This window comes from Actinoplanes utahensis (genome assembly GCF_016862455.1).
Lineage (GTDB): Bacteria > Actinomycetota > Actinomycetes > Mycobacteriales > Micromonosporaceae > Actinoplanes > Actinoplanes utahensis.
Genome location: NZ_BOMZ01000083.1, coordinates 65,387 through 80,719, shown reverse-complemented (window position 1 = coordinate 80,719; position 15,333 = coordinate 65,387). Strand labels below are relative to the sequence as shown.

The 15,333-nt window shown below is 72.0% G+C and carries 13 protein-coding genes and 1 pseudogene; 12 read left to right on the top strand and 2 right to left on the bottom strand.

The window, feature by feature from the left end:
• Positions 1–61: 61 nt before the first annotated feature.
• From Aut01nite_RS29110 to Aut01nite_RS29065, 10 genes and pseudogenes are all read left to right on the top strand, one after another.
• A complete protein-coding gene (locus tag Aut01nite_RS29110; protein ID WP_043524291.1) occupies positions 62–1,747 on the top strand; it encodes an ankyrin repeat domain-containing protein in 1,686 nt (561 codons plus the stop codon).
• Positions 1,744–2,922 carry an AAA family ATPase gene (locus Aut01nite_RS29105; protein ID WP_043524292.1) on the top strand — a complete coding sequence of 393 codons (1,179 nt, stop codon included), beginning with the start codon at positions 1,744–1,746 and terminating at the stop codon, positions 2,920–2,922. Before Aut01nite_RS29110 ends, Aut01nite_RS29105 begins: the two co-directional genes overlap by 4 nt.
• Positions 2,912–4,029, top strand: a pseudogene (locus tag Aut01nite_RS44925) (vWA domain-containing protein); the annotation flags it as partial. The gene Aut01nite_RS29105 and the pseudogene Aut01nite_RS44925, both read left to right, overlap by 11 nt.
• A gap of 75 nt (positions 4,030–4,104) precedes the next feature.
• On the top strand, positions 4,105–4,518 hold the full coding sequence (locus Aut01nite_RS44920) for a VWA-like domain-containing protein (RefSeq protein WP_373871556.1): 414 nt from the start codon (positions 4,105–4,107) through the stop codon (positions 4,516–4,518).
• A gap of 599 nt (positions 4,519–5,117) precedes the next feature.
• Entirely contained in the window at positions 5,118–5,933 is an 816-nt protein-coding gene (locus tag Aut01nite_RS29090) for an oxygenase MpaB family protein (RefSeq protein ID WP_043524293.1), read from the top strand.
• Positions 5,934–6,120: 187 nt separating this feature from the next.
• Positions 6,121–6,660 (top strand): PadR family transcriptional regulator, encoded by a 540-nt coding sequence (locus Aut01nite_RS29085; RefSeq protein WP_043524294.1) that lies wholly within the window; start codon positions 6,121–6,123, stop codon positions 6,658–6,660.
• 32 nt (positions 6,661–6,692) lie between these two features.
• Entirely contained in the window at positions 6,693–8,402 is a 1,710-nt protein-coding gene (locus Aut01nite_RS29080) for an acyl-CoA dehydrogenase family protein (protein WP_043524295.1), read from the top strand.
• A gap of 103 nt (positions 8,403–8,505) precedes the next feature.
• Positions 8,506–10,893, top strand: coding sequence for a putative bifunctional diguanylate cyclase/phosphodiesterase (locus Aut01nite_RS29075; protein WP_052163536.1), 2,388 nt, complete (start codon positions 8,506–8,508; stop codon positions 10,891–10,893).
• Positions 10,894–11,046: 153 nt separating this feature from the next.
• Complete coding sequence (locus tag Aut01nite_RS29070; RefSeq protein ID WP_043524296.1) at positions 11,047–11,451, top strand: DoxX family protein; 405 nt, start codon at positions 11,047–11,049, stop codon at positions 11,449–11,451.
• Positions 11,452–11,554: 103 nt separating this feature from the next.
• Positions 11,555–12,142, top strand: coding sequence for a TetR/AcrR family transcriptional regulator (locus Aut01nite_RS29065; protein WP_043524297.1), 588 nt, complete (start codon positions 11,555–11,557; stop codon positions 12,140–12,142).
• A gap of 16 nt (positions 12,143–12,158) precedes the next feature.
• Here Aut01nite_RS29065 and Aut01nite_RS43790 read toward each other — a convergent pair whose 3' ends face one another.
• Positions 12,159–12,890: a YwiC-like family protein gene (locus Aut01nite_RS43790; RefSeq protein ID WP_043524380.1), complete on the bottom strand. Its 732-nt coding sequence runs from the start codon at positions 12,888–12,890 to the stop codon at positions 12,159–12,161.
• A 312-nt stretch (positions 12,891–13,202) separates the two neighbouring features.
• Between Aut01nite_RS43790 and epsC the strand changes: the two genes are divergently transcribed.
• Entirely contained in the window at positions 13,203–13,802 is a 600-nt protein-coding gene (epsC, locus tag Aut01nite_RS29055; RefSeq protein WP_063958751.1) for a serine O-acetyltransferase EpsC, read from the top strand.
• On the top strand, positions 13,799–14,719 hold the full coding sequence (gene cysK, locus Aut01nite_RS29050) for a cysteine synthase A (RefSeq protein WP_043524298.1): 921 nt from the start codon (positions 13,799–13,801) through the stop codon (positions 14,717–14,719). Before epsC ends, cysK begins: the two co-directional genes overlap by 4 nt.
• A gap of 51 nt (positions 14,720–14,770) precedes the next feature.
• Here cysK and Aut01nite_RS29045 read toward each other — a convergent pair whose 3' ends face one another.
• Positions 14,771–15,283 carry a hypothetical protein gene (locus tag Aut01nite_RS29045; RefSeq protein ID WP_152628627.1) on the bottom strand — a complete coding sequence of 171 codons (513 nt, stop codon included), beginning with the start codon at positions 15,281–15,283 and terminating at the stop codon, positions 14,771–14,773.
• Positions 15,284–15,333: the final 50 nt, after the last annotated feature.

The following is a 15,333-nucleotide window of genomic DNA, read 5'->3' as shown; positions in this document are numbered from 1 at the left end:
TGCGACATGGGGGAGGTGCCGGGATGATCACATCCGGCCACGGTGGTTCGGAGGCGGGCCGATGATCCGCGACCGGCCGTGGCGCTCCCTCCACGACTGGAAACGCATCCGGCGATACGCGGTGCCCACGTGGATGATCGAGGAGTGCGCCGCGGCGCGCGAGCGCGGCGACTGGCGGGCCGCCTGCGAGGCAGCCGTCATCGACGTCGCGATCGACGCGGACGGGCCGGTGGCCGATCTGCTCGCCGGGTTCGCGCCCGATCTGCTGCGCTGGCATCTGCCGCGTGCCCTCGACGGCTCGACCACCCTCGATCGGGGCCGGCGATACCTGCTGGCCCCGGACGGTCCGGTCGAACCGGACACCGCCGTGCTCGTCGCCCGGACGCCGGGAACGATTCCGTCGGACCGTCTCACCCTGGAGGCGATCCGCGCCGGCGATCTCGGGGAGGGCCCGATCCATCCGGTTCCGTCGTACCTGTGGGACGCCCGCCGGGCCGGTGACCTGCGCGCCGCGGCGAACGGATCGGAGGCCCGCGTGCCCGGCTTCACCCCGGGCGGCGAGCCGCTGCCGGCCGAGCTGCTCGGCGTCGGTGACGACGGGCCGGCGCTGGCGGAGCGGATCCTCGTGGCGCCCGGCGCGGCCGAGGCGTGGGAGACGGCCGGGTGGACGGCCGTGCAGCGGACCAGCCTGGCGGCCTATCAGCTTCCGTACGGTGTGGATCCCCTGCTGCTGGCGCATGAGGTGCGGCGGCTCGCCGTCCAGTTCCGCCGCCGGGTCTGGGCGATCGCCGCCGCCGGCATCGAGCGGACGATGCACCTGGTGACCGACGGCGGCCATCCGGAAGTCGCCCCGTTCTCCGCCGACGCGGAACTGGCCGGCTGGTGTCGGGCCTCGCTCCGATTGCATCCGCATTTCGTGTCCCGGCCCATCGACCTGACTCTGGTCGCGGATCAGCGAGTCGACCCCCGCGACCTGCACCCGCTGGTCCGCGCCGCCCTCTTTCCCGGCCCGCCAGCCGCCTCCGCCGTGCCGCCCGCCTCCGCCGTGGCGCCGGTCCCGGCGCCCGACGGCGGCCGGCCGGCTCGTTCGGCCGTCGTCACGGGTTCGTCCCGGCGTGCGAATGTCGTCGCGGAGCTGGTCGCGGAGCGGGTGGTCCGGGTGCGCTGCCGTGCGGTGTGGCATCCGGTCACGGTTCGTGCCGGGCGGATCGAGACGCCCGAGCACCCGCCGGAGGAACAGCGCCGCGAGCAGGCTCTCGGCGCGTTCGGCGGCCAGGTGGGCGGCTGCTTCCAAGCCCGTTCCGCGTGGCTCGGCGGCACCGGCCACCTGCCCAAACGCCTGCGTCACCACCGCAGCGACCTCTTCCAGCAGCTCCGGCACGGCGGGGCCGGTCTCCTGCACGAGCTGCTCGACGCGGGTCTCGACCCGTTCCTGCGTGACGGGCTGGGCCGGACCTTCCTGCACCTGCTCGGCGAGCTCGGTGACGCCCGGCTGCTGCCGCGCCTGCTGGCGGCTGGGCTCGACGTGAACGCCCGCGACAAGCTGGGCGTCACCCCGCTGTACGAGGCGGTGTTCCCGCTGCACCGGCACTGGCCCGTCGAGCTGATCATCGCGTTGCTCGACGCCGGCGCCGACCCCGGCCTGCCGGTGCGGGAGTCGTCCGCCCTCCACTACCTCCGGTCCCAGGAACACACCGAGGACCCCGGGATTCAGAAACTGATCGACTACCTGCGGGAGTGCGCATGACCACCGGGCTCGACGCCGCCGACACCCTGCTGCGGCAGATCCGTCTCACCCGGACCGAACCGGTCACCGACCACCGGGCCGCCGCGCTCGCGCTGTGCGTCGCCGCGAACCTGCCGGTGCTGCTCTGGGGCGAGCCCGGCATCGGCAAGTCGGCGACCCTCGCCCAGCTCGCCGACGGCCTCGGCGTGCCCCTCGAAACGGTCATCGCCAGCGTGCACGAGCCGTCCGACTTCGCCGGCCTGCCGATCGTCGGCGACGACCCGGCCGTGCAGGGCGTGCCGATGGCCCCACCCGACTGGGCCGTCCGTCTCGCCCGCCGCGGCCGTGGCCTCCTCTTCTTCGACGAGCTGTCGTCCGCGCCGCCGGCCGTGCAGGCCGCCCTGCTGCGGGTCGTCCTGGAACGCCGGGTCGGCAGCCTCACCCTCCCCGACGAGGTGCGGATCGTGGCCGCCGCGAACCCGCCGGCCAGCGCCGCCGACGGCTGGCATCTGAGCCCGCCGCTGGCCAACCGGTTCGTCCACCTGCACTGGACCCACGACCCCCGGGTGGTGGCCCGCGGCCTCGCCGGGGTGTGGCCGCGGATCGGCGTCCCGTCGGTCGACACCGGCCGGGCGGCGAGCGCGCTGGCCCGGGCCCGCGGTGTGATCGCCGGTTTCCTCACCGCCCGGCCCGGCCTCACCCACAGCCTGCCGTCGGACGCCGAGGCCCGCGGTGGCGCCTGGCCGTCCCCGCGCACCTGGGACATGGTGCTGCGGCTGCTCGTCTTCCACTTCTGCGCGGGCACCAGCCGGGAGGCCCTCGCCACCGCGGTCGTCGGTGCGGTCGGTGACGGCGCCGGGCTGGAGCTCACCACCTACCTCGACGAGCTGGACCTGCCCGACCCGGAGCGGGTGCTGGCCAACCCGTCCGCCTTCGCCCTGCCCGAACGCGGCGACCGCCAGCTGGCCTTCCTGACCGCGGTGGTCGCCGCGATCGAGGCGTCGGTCACCCGCGAACGCTGGGAGGCCGGCTGGGTGGTCCTGGCCAAGGCCGTCGACGCCGGAGTCCCCGACGTGGCGGCCCGCGCCGCGTTCGACCTGGCCCGCATGCGCGATCCGAAGTGGCCGGTTCCGCCGTCGATCGACGCCTTCCTCGACGTCCTCACCGCATCCGGGCTGCTGACCGGTGGCGCCTGACCTGACCCCGGCTCCACCGGCCGGCTCCCCACCACCGCCGCCGGCTCCCGTGCCATCATCGGCATCTGCGTCGGCACCGGAATCTGCGTCGGCACCGGCATCTGCGTCGGCACCGGCATCTGCGTCGGCACCGGCATCTGCGTCGGCAGCGGCTCCCGCGTCGGCACCGGCATCTGCGTCGGCAGCGGCTCCCGCGTCGCCACCGGCATCCGCGTCGGCACCAGCACCCGCGCCGCCGCCTCCCGCGGCCGCGCCCGCACCGCCACCCGCAACCGCAGCGGCGGCGGGGAGCGGCGTGGTCCCGGCCCAGCCGTCGGGGCCGGGTGCGGCGGCGCGGCTGGACCGGACGAAGCTGCTGGCGGCCCGGCTGAAAGCGGCCGGCACCCAGCCCTACCTGGCGTCGGCGCTGTACAGCCTGACCGTGGTGCCCAGCGACGGCGTACCCACGATGGGCGTGGACCGGCACTGGCGGGTCTACGTCAATGCGGGGTTCGTCGACGCGACCCCGGTGCGGGAGCTGGCGGCGGTCTGGGTGCACGAGGTCGCGCATCTCCTGCGCGACCACCACGCGCGTGCCGAACTGCTCCCACCGGGCATGCGCGACGATCATCGCCGGGTCAACATCGCCCAGGACTGCGAGATCAACGACGATCTGTCGTCGCTGCCGTCCGGCGCGATGCGGCCGGACCGGTTCGGCCTGCCCGACGGGCAACTGTTCGAGCAGTACCTTCCGGGTATCCCGGCGACCCGGAATCTGTGCCGGCAGTGTTCCGGCGGAGCAGGGGGGACCGGAGCGGAGGGAACCGGTACGTGCGGTTGTGACGGGTCCGGCGCCGGGGACACCGAAGGCGCGCCGAGTGCGGATCCGGTGCGCACGGCCGGGCGATGCCGTGGGAGAGATCCGACGGCGCCAAGGTCAGTCCGGTCGAGGCCGCCGCGATCCGCCGGCAGATCGCCCAGGAGATGCGGAACCACGCCAAGAGCCGGGGACGGCTTCCGGGCAGCTGGAAACGCTGGGCCGACGAGATCCTGGAACCCACCGTCGACTGGCGGCGCGCCCTCACCGGCGCCGTCCGCGAGGCCGCGTCGTGGGCCTCCGGCGCCGTCGACTACACCTACCAGCGCCCGTCGCGCCGCGGCGCCGCCGTACCCCGGGTGGTCTTCCCCAGCCTGCGCCGGCCGATGCCGCGGGTCGCCGTGGTCGTCGACACCTCCGGTTCGATGGGCCCCGACGAACTGGGCGCGGTCCTCGGCGAGGTGGCCGGGGTGCTGCGTGCGGTCGGCATCGGCCGGAACCGGGTGACGGTCCTGTCGTGCGACGCCGACGTGCACACCGTCCGGCGCGTCAACACCGTCGGTGAGGTGACCCTCGAAGGCGGTGGCGGCACCGACATGCGCGTCGGCATCGACCAGGCGCTAGGCGGCCCGGAACGTCCGCACATCATCATCGTCCTGACCGACGGTCACACCCCGTGGCCCGACACGAGCCCCGGCAGCGTCCGCGTCGTCGCCGGCCTGGTCGGCGACCACGCGCCGGAGCCGCCCTCCTGGATCGAGTCCATCCACATCCCCCTCGGCGCGGCGACCGGTCGATAGCACTGCGACGGCGGATCCCCGCGTGGAGCGGTTCCGTGCCCGTCGCGGTTCTGCCCGGCCGGCTCTCACCGCTGACCCTGTCGGCCGATTCGCCGCACCCTTGTTGATCGTGGGAAATGCGCTGTCCGCACCGCCACGCGCTCGCCGGATCCAACCCGGCGGACGAAAACCCGCCCCCCGCGACGGAGACACCCTTACGCGCGAGATCTCGTGAGTTTCGGGCGAACCGATTCACCACGACCGCACAAGATCGACAGCCGGCGGGCAAGCGATTGGCCAGCAGGGTCACGGCTGTCTCACGGCGCTCCGCGAGGTGACGGACACGCCCGAACGTCGCCGTCTGCACGTCGCTGGCTCCCACCGCTGTCTCGGGCTGCTGGAGACAGCCGTGAGAACCAGCCGGGGGTGACCGGGACGGGCATGCATGACTCGCACCCGCGGGCGGTCGGGAGGGGACGCCTGCCGGGGGCGCCGCGAGGCACGGGACGTTGCGTGGCCCGTACTGAGGCACGGTGTGGGAGAAGCGCGGCGGACCGGAAGCGGACCGGCCGCCGTAAACGATGGTCGTGGGGAAGTCGGCGCGGGTTTACGGTCGGGGCATGGATGACGGTCTTTTCGATGATGCCGCGGTCATCCGGCGGGTGGCCCGGGAAGGGTTCCTGCTGGCCGGTGGTGGCCGCGCAACGCTGCTGCAGATCGCACACCCGGGCGTCGCGCGGGGCGTCTACGAGCACAGCGACTTCGCCGAACGTCCCCTCGACCGGCTGCGGACCACGATGAGTTACGTCTTCGGTGTGCTCTTCGGCACCGTCGAGGAGGGCCGGGCGATCAGCCGGGCCGTCGCGGCGAGGCATCGCACGGTGACCGGCCCCGGCTACCGCGCCGACGACCCCGATCTGCAGGTCTGGGTCAACGCCACCCTCTACGACACCGCGGTCCTGATCTACGAGCGGGTCTTCGGCCGGCTCGGTGCGGCGGAGCTGGACGAGTGCTTCCGGCAGTACCGGGTGCTCGCCACGTCGATCGGCTGTCCCGAGGAGGCGTGGCCGGTGGACCGGGCCGCCTTCACCGCCTACTGGGATCACACCGTCGGCACGCTCCGGGTCGGCGACGAGGCGCGGGAGATCGCCGCCGCGCTGATGAGACCGCGGAACATCCCGCTCGTGCTGCGCCCGGCCACACCCCTGAACCGCCTGGTCACCGTCGGGCTGCTGCCGGAACCGATCCGGGCCGGTTTCGGGTACACCTGGTCGCCGGGCCGGCAGCGGGCCTTCGACGCGTTCTTCAGGGCCGCCGCGGTGACCTGTCCGCGGCTGCCCGCGCGACTGCGCGACGTGGCGAAGGACCACTACCTCGGCGACCTGCGCCGCCGGCTGGCCCGCCGGCGTAACCCGCTGACCACTGACGGGCGTTAGGGAGCGACCGGCGGATTTCGCCGTCGGCAGGCACCGCGTCGCGGCGGGCGGCATCCTGAGATCGGGGTGTCCGCCACGATGCGGTCGCCCGGGGTGAGCGGAGGGGGCCCGTGGCCGGTCGCCGAACCCCTCGCCCGGCAGCAGCGGCCGCTTGCTATGCAACTCGTTGCATAGCAAGATGCGGGGCATGGCCCTCGAACACGCGATCCTGGTCTCCCTGCTGGAGCAGCCCGGATCCGGATATGAGCTGGCCCGGCGGTTCGAGCGATCGATCGGCCGGTTCTGGACCGCCACCCACCAGCAGATCTACCGCGTGCTCAAGCGGATGGAGGCGGACGGCTGGGTGACCGCCGAGGAGATCGGCCAGGACGGCAGGCCGGACAAACGCAGCTTCTCGGTCACCGAACCGGGCCGGTCCCTGCTGGTCGAGTGGCTGCGCGCGCCGGTGCAGCCGGAGGCGGTGCGGCACGAGCTGGCCGTGAAGATCCGCGGGGCGGCCTTCACCGACGCGGCCGGGCGGGCCGCACTGATCGGCGAGGTCGAGCGTTATCGCGCGGAGCACGAGGCGCTGCTGGCCCGCTACCTCAACGGCGAGAAACGGGACTTCGCCGAGATCAACGACGACGGGCAGCGCCTGCAGCACGTCGTGCTGCGTGGCGGCATCGCCTACGAGCGGATGCTGCTCGACTGGCTCGACGACGTCCTCGGCACCCTTCGAGCACTCTGAATGGCCTTCGAGCACTCTGAAAGGAACGCTTCGTGCTCTTCAACCCCAACACCTACGACCCCGCGCATCTCGACCCGGAGAGCCGGCGGCTGCTGCGGGCACTCGTCGCCTTCTTCGAGCAACGCGGCAAGAAAGCCCTGGTCAAGAGCTACATCGACCGGGCGTGGTACAGCGACTTCCTGGAGTTCTCGGCCAAGGAGGGACTGTTCGCCACGTTCCTGACGCCGTCTGCGGACGCCGCACCGAACAAGGACAAGCGCTGGGACACCGCCCGCAACGCCGCGCTCAGCGAGATCCTCGGCTTCTACGGGCTCGACTACTGGTACACGTGGCAGGTGACCGTTCTCGGTCTCGGGCCGGTCTGGCAGAGTGCCAACCGGATCCAGCGCACGCGGGCGGCCGAGCTGCTCGACGAGGGGCACGTGATGGCGTTCGCGCTGTCCGAGCGCAGTCACGGCGCCGACATCTACGCCACCGACATGATCCTCACGCCGGCCGGTGACGGCGGATTCACGGCCAGCGGCACCAAGTACTACATCGGCAACGGCAACGTCGCCGGGCTGGTGTCCGTCTTCGGCCGCCGGGCGGACGTCGACGGCCCGGCTGGGTACGTGTTCTTCGCCGCCGACAGCCGGCACGAGAACTACCACCTGATCAAGAACGTCGTGAACAAGCAGATGTACGTGAGCACCTTCGAGCTCACCGACTACCCGGTGCGCGAGGAGGACGTCCTGCACACCGGCAAGGCCGCGTTCGACGCCGCGCTCAACACGGTCAACGTCGGCAAGTTCAACCTGTGCACCGCGGCGATCGGCATCTGCGAGCATGCCATGTACGAGGCGGTCACCCACGCCCACCAGCGGATGCTGTACGGGCGGCCGGTCACCGCGTTCCCGCACGTGCGCCGGGAGCTGACCGACGCGTACGCCCGCCTGGTCGCCATGAAGCTCTTCAGCGACCGGGCCGTCGACTACTTCCGCAGCGCCGGCCCGGACGACCGCCGCTATCTGCTGTTCAACCCGATGACGAAGATGAAGGTCACCACCGAGGGCGAGAAGGTCGTCGACCTGATGTGGGACGTGATCGCGGCCAAGGGCTTCGAGGCGGACACCTACTTCGACAAGGCGGCCATGGACATCCGCGGGCTGCCCAAGCTCGAGGGGACCGTACACGTCAATCTGGCCCTGATCTTGAAGTTCATGCCGAACTACCTGTTCGACCCGGCGACGTACGAGCCCGTCCCCACCCGGCACGACCCGGCCGACGACGAGTTCCTGTTCCGGCAGGGACCGGCCCGGGGTCTCGGCGCCATCCGGTTCCACGACTGGCGCACCGCCTACGACGGCGCCGCCGGCATCGCGAACGTCGCCCGGTTCCGGGAGCAGGCCGACGGGTTCTGCGCGCTGCTGCGGAACCACGCGCCGAGCGAGGAGCAGCAGAAGGACCTGGACTTCCTGCTCGCCGTCGGGCACCTGTTCGCGCTGATCGTCTACGGTCAGCTGATCCTGGAGCAGGCGTCGCTCGCGGGCATCGGCGCGGAGTTGGTCGACGAGATCTTCGCGATCCTGGTGCGGGACTTCTCCGCGTACGCCACCGAGCTGCACGGCAAGACCGCCACCACCGAGGAGCAGGCGGCGTGGGCGCTCGCGCACGTCCGCCGCCCGGTTGCCGACCCCACCCGCGACGACGCCGTCTGGCAGCAGGTCCTCGCGCTGGCCGGCGCTTACGAGATGCGCGACTGACCGGGCCGCGGCCGCCCTTCCTCCCAGCGGGGCGGCCGCTAAGCCTCGGATTCTCCGGCTTCCGTCCGATCTATCGGGGGAGGACCAGCGGAGAGGACGACAGTTGAGCAGCACGGGAACGGCCGGGCGGCCGGTCGACCACCTGCGCCGGGATCCGGCGCTGCGTATCCTGGCCGGCATCACGCTGCTCGGGTGCGCGCTGTTCTTCCTCTTCGCCGGGCGGCAGACCCTGCAGGTGCAGATCTACTGGGCGTTCCAGGTGCCGCTCGACGCGGCGCTCGCGCTCGGCGGGTGGCGGCTGCGCCGGCTCGCGCACGAGCGCTATCGCCGGTTCTGGACGATGATCGGCTTCGCGGGGGGTTCGTTCACCGTCGGTGACACGTACCACTTCCTGTCGGTGTTGATCTCCCCGGGCGAGCCGTCCCTGAACGGCGGCCTGGTCCAGACGGTGTTCTTCACCATCGGGATGAGCAGCAACGTCATCGCCTGCCTGATCTTCCCGCAGGGTCTGCGGACCGCCCGGGAACGCTTCATCTTCTGGCTCGACGCCACCACCGTCCTGGTCGGCGGCGGCGTGGTGGCCTGGTGCTTCGCGGTCAACCCGCTCGGCGGCGCGCACGGCGACCGGATCAACGCCAGCCTCACCGCGGCGCTCGTGCTGGTCGCCACGTTCTCCGCGACCAAGGTGGCGTTGATCAAGGACCCGCCGATGGCGCGGATCGCGGCCTGGCCGATGGTGTCCGCAGCGATGGTGCAGGGGGTCAGCACGTTCCTGCCGGGTCATTTCCAGACCCTCGACCACGCGTACGTGTACGCGATCCGGCTCCTGCCCTCCGTGCTGATCGCGCTCGGCCCGTGGATCCAGGTGATCGTGCTGCGCGTGGGCGACCCGCGGTACACCGCCAAGCGGCGCCCTTACAGCCTGCTGCCGTACGGCATGATCGCGATCACCTTCGTGGTGTTCTTCATGATGCTGCCGGTGAACGCGTCGTCCCAGCTCGTCGGCGCCACCATCGGCGTCGTCGTGATCGTCTGCCTGGTCGCCGGCCGGCAGCTGGTCGCCTTCCACGACAACATGAACCTGATCGGCCGCCTCGACGTCGCCCTCGGCGAACTGCGCGACCAGGAGATCCTGCTCCGCGAACAGGCGAGCACGGACGGGCTCACCGGCCTGGCCAATCGCACCCACTTCAGCGCCGAGATGGTCCGGCTGCTCGACGCGCCGGCCGGCTCCGGCAGCGCCTCGATGCGGCTCGCCGACGCCTGCGACCTGGACTGCGGCGCGTCCCTTCTCCTGATCGACCTGGACGACTTCAAGACGATCAACGACACGATGGGCCACGCGGCCGGTGACGCGCTGCTGATCATCGTCGCGAACCGGCTGCGGGCCGCGGTCCGCGCCGACGACCTGGTGTGCCGGCTCGGCGGCGACGAGTTCGCCGTGCTGCTGCCCCGTACCGGCCCGGACGGCGCCGGCACCGTCGCCGAGAACATCCTGCGCGGTCTCGCCGAGCCGATCGAGCTGCTGCAGCACACCGTCGTCGCCCGGGCCAGCGTCGGCCTCACCGCCGCCCGCGCCGGCGACGACCCGTCCACGCTGCTCAGCAACGCCGACATCGCCATGTACGAGGCGAAACGGCGCGGCAAGGGCATGTGGGTCGCGTACACCGACGAGATGGGCGCCCGGATCAGCGCCGAAGCGGTCCTCATCCGGGAGATGGGACAGGCCATCGAGGCGGGCGAGTTCACCCTCGTCTACCAGCCCATCGTGCGGCTCGCCGACGGGGTTCTGACCAGCGTGGAAGCGCTGATCCGGTGGAACCATCCGACCCGTGGCACGGTGCCGCCGGTCGAGTTCATCCCGGTCGCCGAACGGACCGGGCAGATCGTCGCCATCGGCCGCTGGGCGCTGCAGGAGGCCTGCCGGCAGGGCGCCGCCTGGATGCGGGAGTTCCCCGGCGCCGTCCCGCTGTCCGTCGGCGTCAACGTGGCCGGCCGTCAGCTGCGCGACCCCGGGCTGGTCGCCGACGTGACCGCGGCACTCGCCGCCTCCGGGCTGCCCGCCGCCAGCCTCACCATCGAGGTCACCGAGACCGCCGTCCTGGACGACGAGGAGTCCCACGCCACCATGCTGGCGCTGCGCGGGCTCGGCGTGAAACTCGCCCTCGACGATTTCGGCACGGCCGCGTCGTCGCTGGGCCTGTTGCTCACCTGCCCGGTCAACACGCTGAAGCTGGACCGCTCGTTCGTCGAGTCGATCACCACGGTGGGGCGGCAGGCGGCGGTGGCCACGGCGGTCAGCCAGATGGCGGCGGCGCTGGAGTTCTCCTCGGTCGCCGAGGGCATCGAGACGGAGGAGCAGCAGGAGGTGCTGCGGTCCCTGGGCTACCAGTACGGCCAGGGCTACCTGTACTCGCGGCCCGCCCCGCCCGGCCACATCACCGCACTGCGCGCCGACGACCTGGGCCGCGTCGCCATCGCCGCCACCTGACCTCAGCCGGAGACCGGCCGCTGTCGGCAAGACCTTTTTCAGGATCACGCGGCGGGACCGATGAGTTCCGGGGCGCTCGCAGGTCTGAGTGGGTGTAGCCGATCGGGACAGGTCGGCGCGCCTACTTCCCCGTACGAGCGAAGGATCGAGATCATGACCAGCAGCCACACCGTGACCGTCCCGCAGAGCCGTGTCCTGGACCGTACCCTCTGGGGTTTCCAGATCGTCCTCGGCCTCTTCATGATCGTCGCCTCGGCCGCCCCCAAGCTGTGGGGCGAGGCGACCGCGGTCCAGATCTTCGACGACATGGGCGGCGGCACCTGGTTCCGCCTGTTCGTCGGCGTGGTGGAACTGGCCGGCGGCATCGGGCTGCTCGTCGCCCGGCTCGCCGGTCCCGCCGCCGCCGGACTGGCGCTGCTCATGGTGGGTGCGGCGATCACCCAGGCGTTCATCCTGCACGGCGGCGCGCTGGTCCTCACGCCGGTGATCCTGTGCCTCGTCTTCGCCTGGATCGCCTGGGAGCGGCGTGCCTCGATCGTCCGTCTCCTCGGCCGCTGACCCACACCCCGGCCGACAGCGCGGCGCCCCGGGCGAGGGGGCGCCCGCGCTGTCGGCCGGGTGGACAGGAGAGCCGTAGCGCCCCTCTGGTTAAGGTTTGGGCGTGCCACGCGTCTCCGAAGCCCACCTCGCCGCCCGCCGCCAGCAGATCCTCGACGCGGCGGCACGGTGTTTCGTGCGCAACGGGTTCCATCAGACGTCGATGCAGGACGTGATCAAGGAGGCGGGGCTGTCGGTCGGCGCCTTCTATCGCTACTTCAAGAGCAAGAACGAGCTGATCACCGCGATCGCGACGGAGAAGATCTCGGCGGTCACCGGGGTGCTGGACCAGCTGCTCGAGCAGGAGCCGATGCCGCCGATCGTGACGGTGATCGAGCGGATCCTCGAGATCGTGGACGTCTCGGTGGACGAGGACGGCCCGGTGCGGATCGCCGTTCAGGTGTGGGGCGAGGCGGTGCACGATCCCGAGGTCGGGCTGCTGGTCGCGGAGATCTACGGGCGGGTCCGGGAGCGGGCGGTGCGCATGGCCGAGCGTGCCCGGGCCGCCGGTGAGCTCCCGCCGGACGCCGATCCGGCCGGTGTCGGAGCGGCGTTCTTCGGCCTGGTGCAGGGTTACATCCTGCAGCGCATCCTGCTCGGCACGGTCGACCGGCAGCTCTACATGAACGGCATCCGCGCCCTGCTCGCCTGAGACGGCGGCGCCCTTCTCAGCCCGGCACGGCGGCCGCCAGGACCAGGATGCTCGCCCCGATCTCGACGAAGCCGACCCTCTTCGGGGTCAGTGGGCGGCCCGGCAGCGCCCACGCCCGGACCAGCAGCAGAGCGAAGACCAGCGCGGGGAGGACACCGGCTGTGGCCGCGGCGGCGACGGCGGCCAGGTGATAGAGGACCGAGGCGCGACGGTACGGCACACTGCCGCGCTCCCTGATCATGGTCTTGACGTAGAGCACCGTCCCGGTGAGATACAGCAGGACGATCAGGAACGGCTCCCAGCGCGGCCCGGTGCCGGCGACCACCGCGACGATCGGCACCATGAGGCAGCTCTGCACGACCGAGGCGAGGTCGTTGAGCAGGGCCCGCTCGCTGCGCCGCCAGGCGAACCAGGCGTTGACGGCGAGCAGGACGGCGTAGGCGGGCGCGAACCACAGCAGTTCCGGAACGGCCATGACGACGGGGAACGCCAGCGCCACGGTGATCGGCCCGTACAGCTGGATCTGGGCCCGGAAGCGGGTGAACCGCCGGGTCTTGACCGCCTGGAACACGTAGTACGACAGCAGGTAACCGGCCAGCCAGGCGCCCAGCAGCGGCAGATCCAGCCGGCGGGGGCCGGACACCAGCAACCCGGCCAGGTACGGCAGCAGCAGCATCGCCCATGCGCCGTGCTGCGGCGGGACGAACCGCCGGACCGTACGGCGGCGGGCTGTCACGGTGGTCACCAGGCCACCATGACACGACCGGCCGGTGGCGCGGACAGGGCCGGAGGTCCCGTCCTTTCGCCGGTGGTGGCCGGGCCCTTCAGCCCCTGAACACCTGTCACGGGATCGGCTAACCTTGCCGTCATGAACGAGCGGGAGGCCCAGCGGCGGATGGCCGGTTACCGGTTCGCCGTGCCGATGGCGGGCCCGCACGTGCGCCGGGTCTTCGACGAGCGCTGTCCGAGCGGCTGACGCCCCGCCGCCACCGGCCCGTGGGTGGCACGGTCGGCCCGCCCCGGGCCGGCGCCGTCCCCGCTCATCACCCGAGGAAGACCCGTGCTGGAAGACATCCGCGCCTACTGCCGGCGTGACCCCGCCCTGTACGGGATGAAGGTGGCCGAGGTGCTGCTCTATCCCGGCCTGTGGGCGCTCTGGGGCCATCGGGTGGCCCATCTGCTGCACCGGGCCCGCATCCCGTTCCTGCCCCGGTTCCTGTCCCAGGTGACGCGGTTCCTCACCGGCATCGAGATCCACCCCGGTGCGGTGATCGGCAGGCGGCTGTTCATCGACCACGGATCCGGTGTCGTCATCGGTGAGACGGCCCGGATCGGTGACGACGTCACCATGTACCACCAGGTCACCCTCGGCGGGCGCGGCTGGCAGCGGGACGCCAAGGGCAGCCGCCGGCACCCCGAGGTGGGTGATCGCGTCATGCTGGGCGTCGGGGCCACCGTCCTCGGCCCGGTGCGCATCGGCGACGACGCCGAGATCGGCGCGCTCGCTCTGGTCGTGTCCGACGTTCCGGCCGGAGCCCGCCTCCGCGCTCCGGCCGCCGAGCCCGTCCCCGCCTCCGGCCCGCCCGAGAACTCCCCGACGACCTCTGATATGCCGACTCTCACAGCAACCGCCGGCGCCAACCCTGGAGCGAGGACATGATCTACAACGACGTCACCGAGTTGATCGGCCGGACCCCGATGGTGCGGTTGTCCCGGTTCGAGCCCGGTCTGCCGGCCAAGCTGGTCGCCAAACTCGAGTCCGCCAACCCGGGCGGCAGCGTCAAGGACCGGATCGCCCTCGCCATGATCGAGGCCGCCGAGGCCACCGAGGAACTCCGCCCCGGTTCCGCCATCGTCGAGGCGACCAGCGGGAACACCGGCATCGGGCTGGCCCTGGTGGCGGCGGCGCGCGGCTACCGCCTGACCCTCACGATGCCGGACAGCATGAGCGCGGAGCGGCGGGCGCTGCTGCTGGCGTACGGCGCGAAGCTGGTCCTCACCCCCGCGGCGGAGGGCATGAAGGGCGCCGTGGCGAAGGCCCTGGAGATCGCCGAGGAGCAGCGGGCGTGGCTGCCGATGCAGTTCGACAACCCGGCCAACCCGGACATGCACCGGCGTACCACCGCCCTGGAGATCTGGAACGACACGGACGGCCGGATCGACCTGTTCGTCGGCGGCGTCGGCACCGGCGGCACCCTCACCGGGGTCGGCCAGATCCTCAAGGAGAAACAGCCGGAGCTGCGGGTCTACGCGGTCGAGCCGGACGAGTCGCCGGTGCTGTCCGGCGGGGTGTCGGGGCCGCACGGGATCCAGGGCATCGGGGCCGGGTTCGTGCCCGAGGTGCTCGACCCGACCATCTACGACGAGGTCGTCCGGGTGACCGTGGAGCAGGCCCGGGAGGCGGCGCGGCAGCTGGCCCGCACCGAGGGGATCCTCGCCGGGGTGTCCAGCGGCGCCGCGCTGCACGCCGCGCGGGAGCTGGCCTGGCGGGCGGAGAACGTCGGGCGCACCGTCGTGGTGGTCCTGCCGGACACCGGCGAGCGGTATCTGAGCACTCCGCTGTTCGCGAACCCCTGAACGGGTGGCGTCCCCGGTGCGTGCGACGCACCGGGGACATCACCGAACGGATCAGAAGTGGGTCGTGACGCCGGCCGCCTTGCAGGCCGCGTTGAACTCCTTGCCGGTCTTAGTCGCCTCCGGGGTGTCGCCGGCGGTGATCGGGTCGGCGGCGCCGGCGGCGGTGGTCATCTGAGTCGCGATGACCTTGACGGTGGCGGCCGCCTTCGTCGTCGAGCTTCCGGCGGCCTCGGTCAGGCCGGCGGCGAGGTCGGTGAGCATCTTCCCGGCCTGGGCGGGCGGGATCTCCCCGCCGGTCTTCTGAATGAGGTCCATGGCGGACTTCTTGAAGGCGACGTTGGCCTTCTCGGCGGCCGTGCAGAGGTCCTTGTCGGACGGGGCCGGGCCGGCGGCCACGGCGGTGGCGGCGGGAGCGGCCGAGGTGGCCTCGGCGGCCGGAGCGGCGGCGGAGGTGGCGCCCGCGCCGGTGGCGGTCGAGGACGACTTCTCCTCCTCGCCACAGGCGGCCAGGCCCATCATCGAAACGCCGAGCAGGACGGCGGAAGCAACCTTCACAAGATTCACAGAGCGAGACGGTAGTCGATCACCTGTTCGATCTTCAAGTCGCGGCCGGG

Coding starts and splice junctions, on each gene's coding strand:
- Aut01nite_RS29110 (WP_043524291.1), top strand. CDS start 62: ATGATCCGCGACCGGCCGTGGCGCTCCCTCCACGACTGGAAACGCATC.
- Aut01nite_RS29105 (WP_043524292.1), top strand. CDS start 1,744: ATGACCACCGGGCTCGACGCCGCCGACACCCTGCTGCGGCAGATCCGT.
- Aut01nite_RS44920 (WP_373871556.1), top strand. CDS start 4,105: ATGCCGCGGGTCGCCGTGGTCGTCGACACCTCCGGTTCGATGGGCCCC.
- Aut01nite_RS29090 (WP_043524293.1), top strand. CDS start 5,118: ATGGATGACGGTCTTTTCGATGATGCCGCGGTCATCCGGCGGGTGGCC.
- Aut01nite_RS29085 (WP_043524294.1), top strand. CDS start 6,121: ATGGCCCTCGAACACGCGATCCTGGTCTCCCTGCTGGAGCAGCCCGGA.
- Aut01nite_RS29070 (WP_043524296.1), top strand. CDS start 11,047: ATGACCAGCAGCCACACCGTGACCGTCCCGCAGAGCCGTGTCCTGGAC.
- cysK (WP_043524298.1), top strand. CDS start 13,799: ATGATCTACAACGACGTCACCGAGTTGATCGGCCGGACCCCGATGGTG.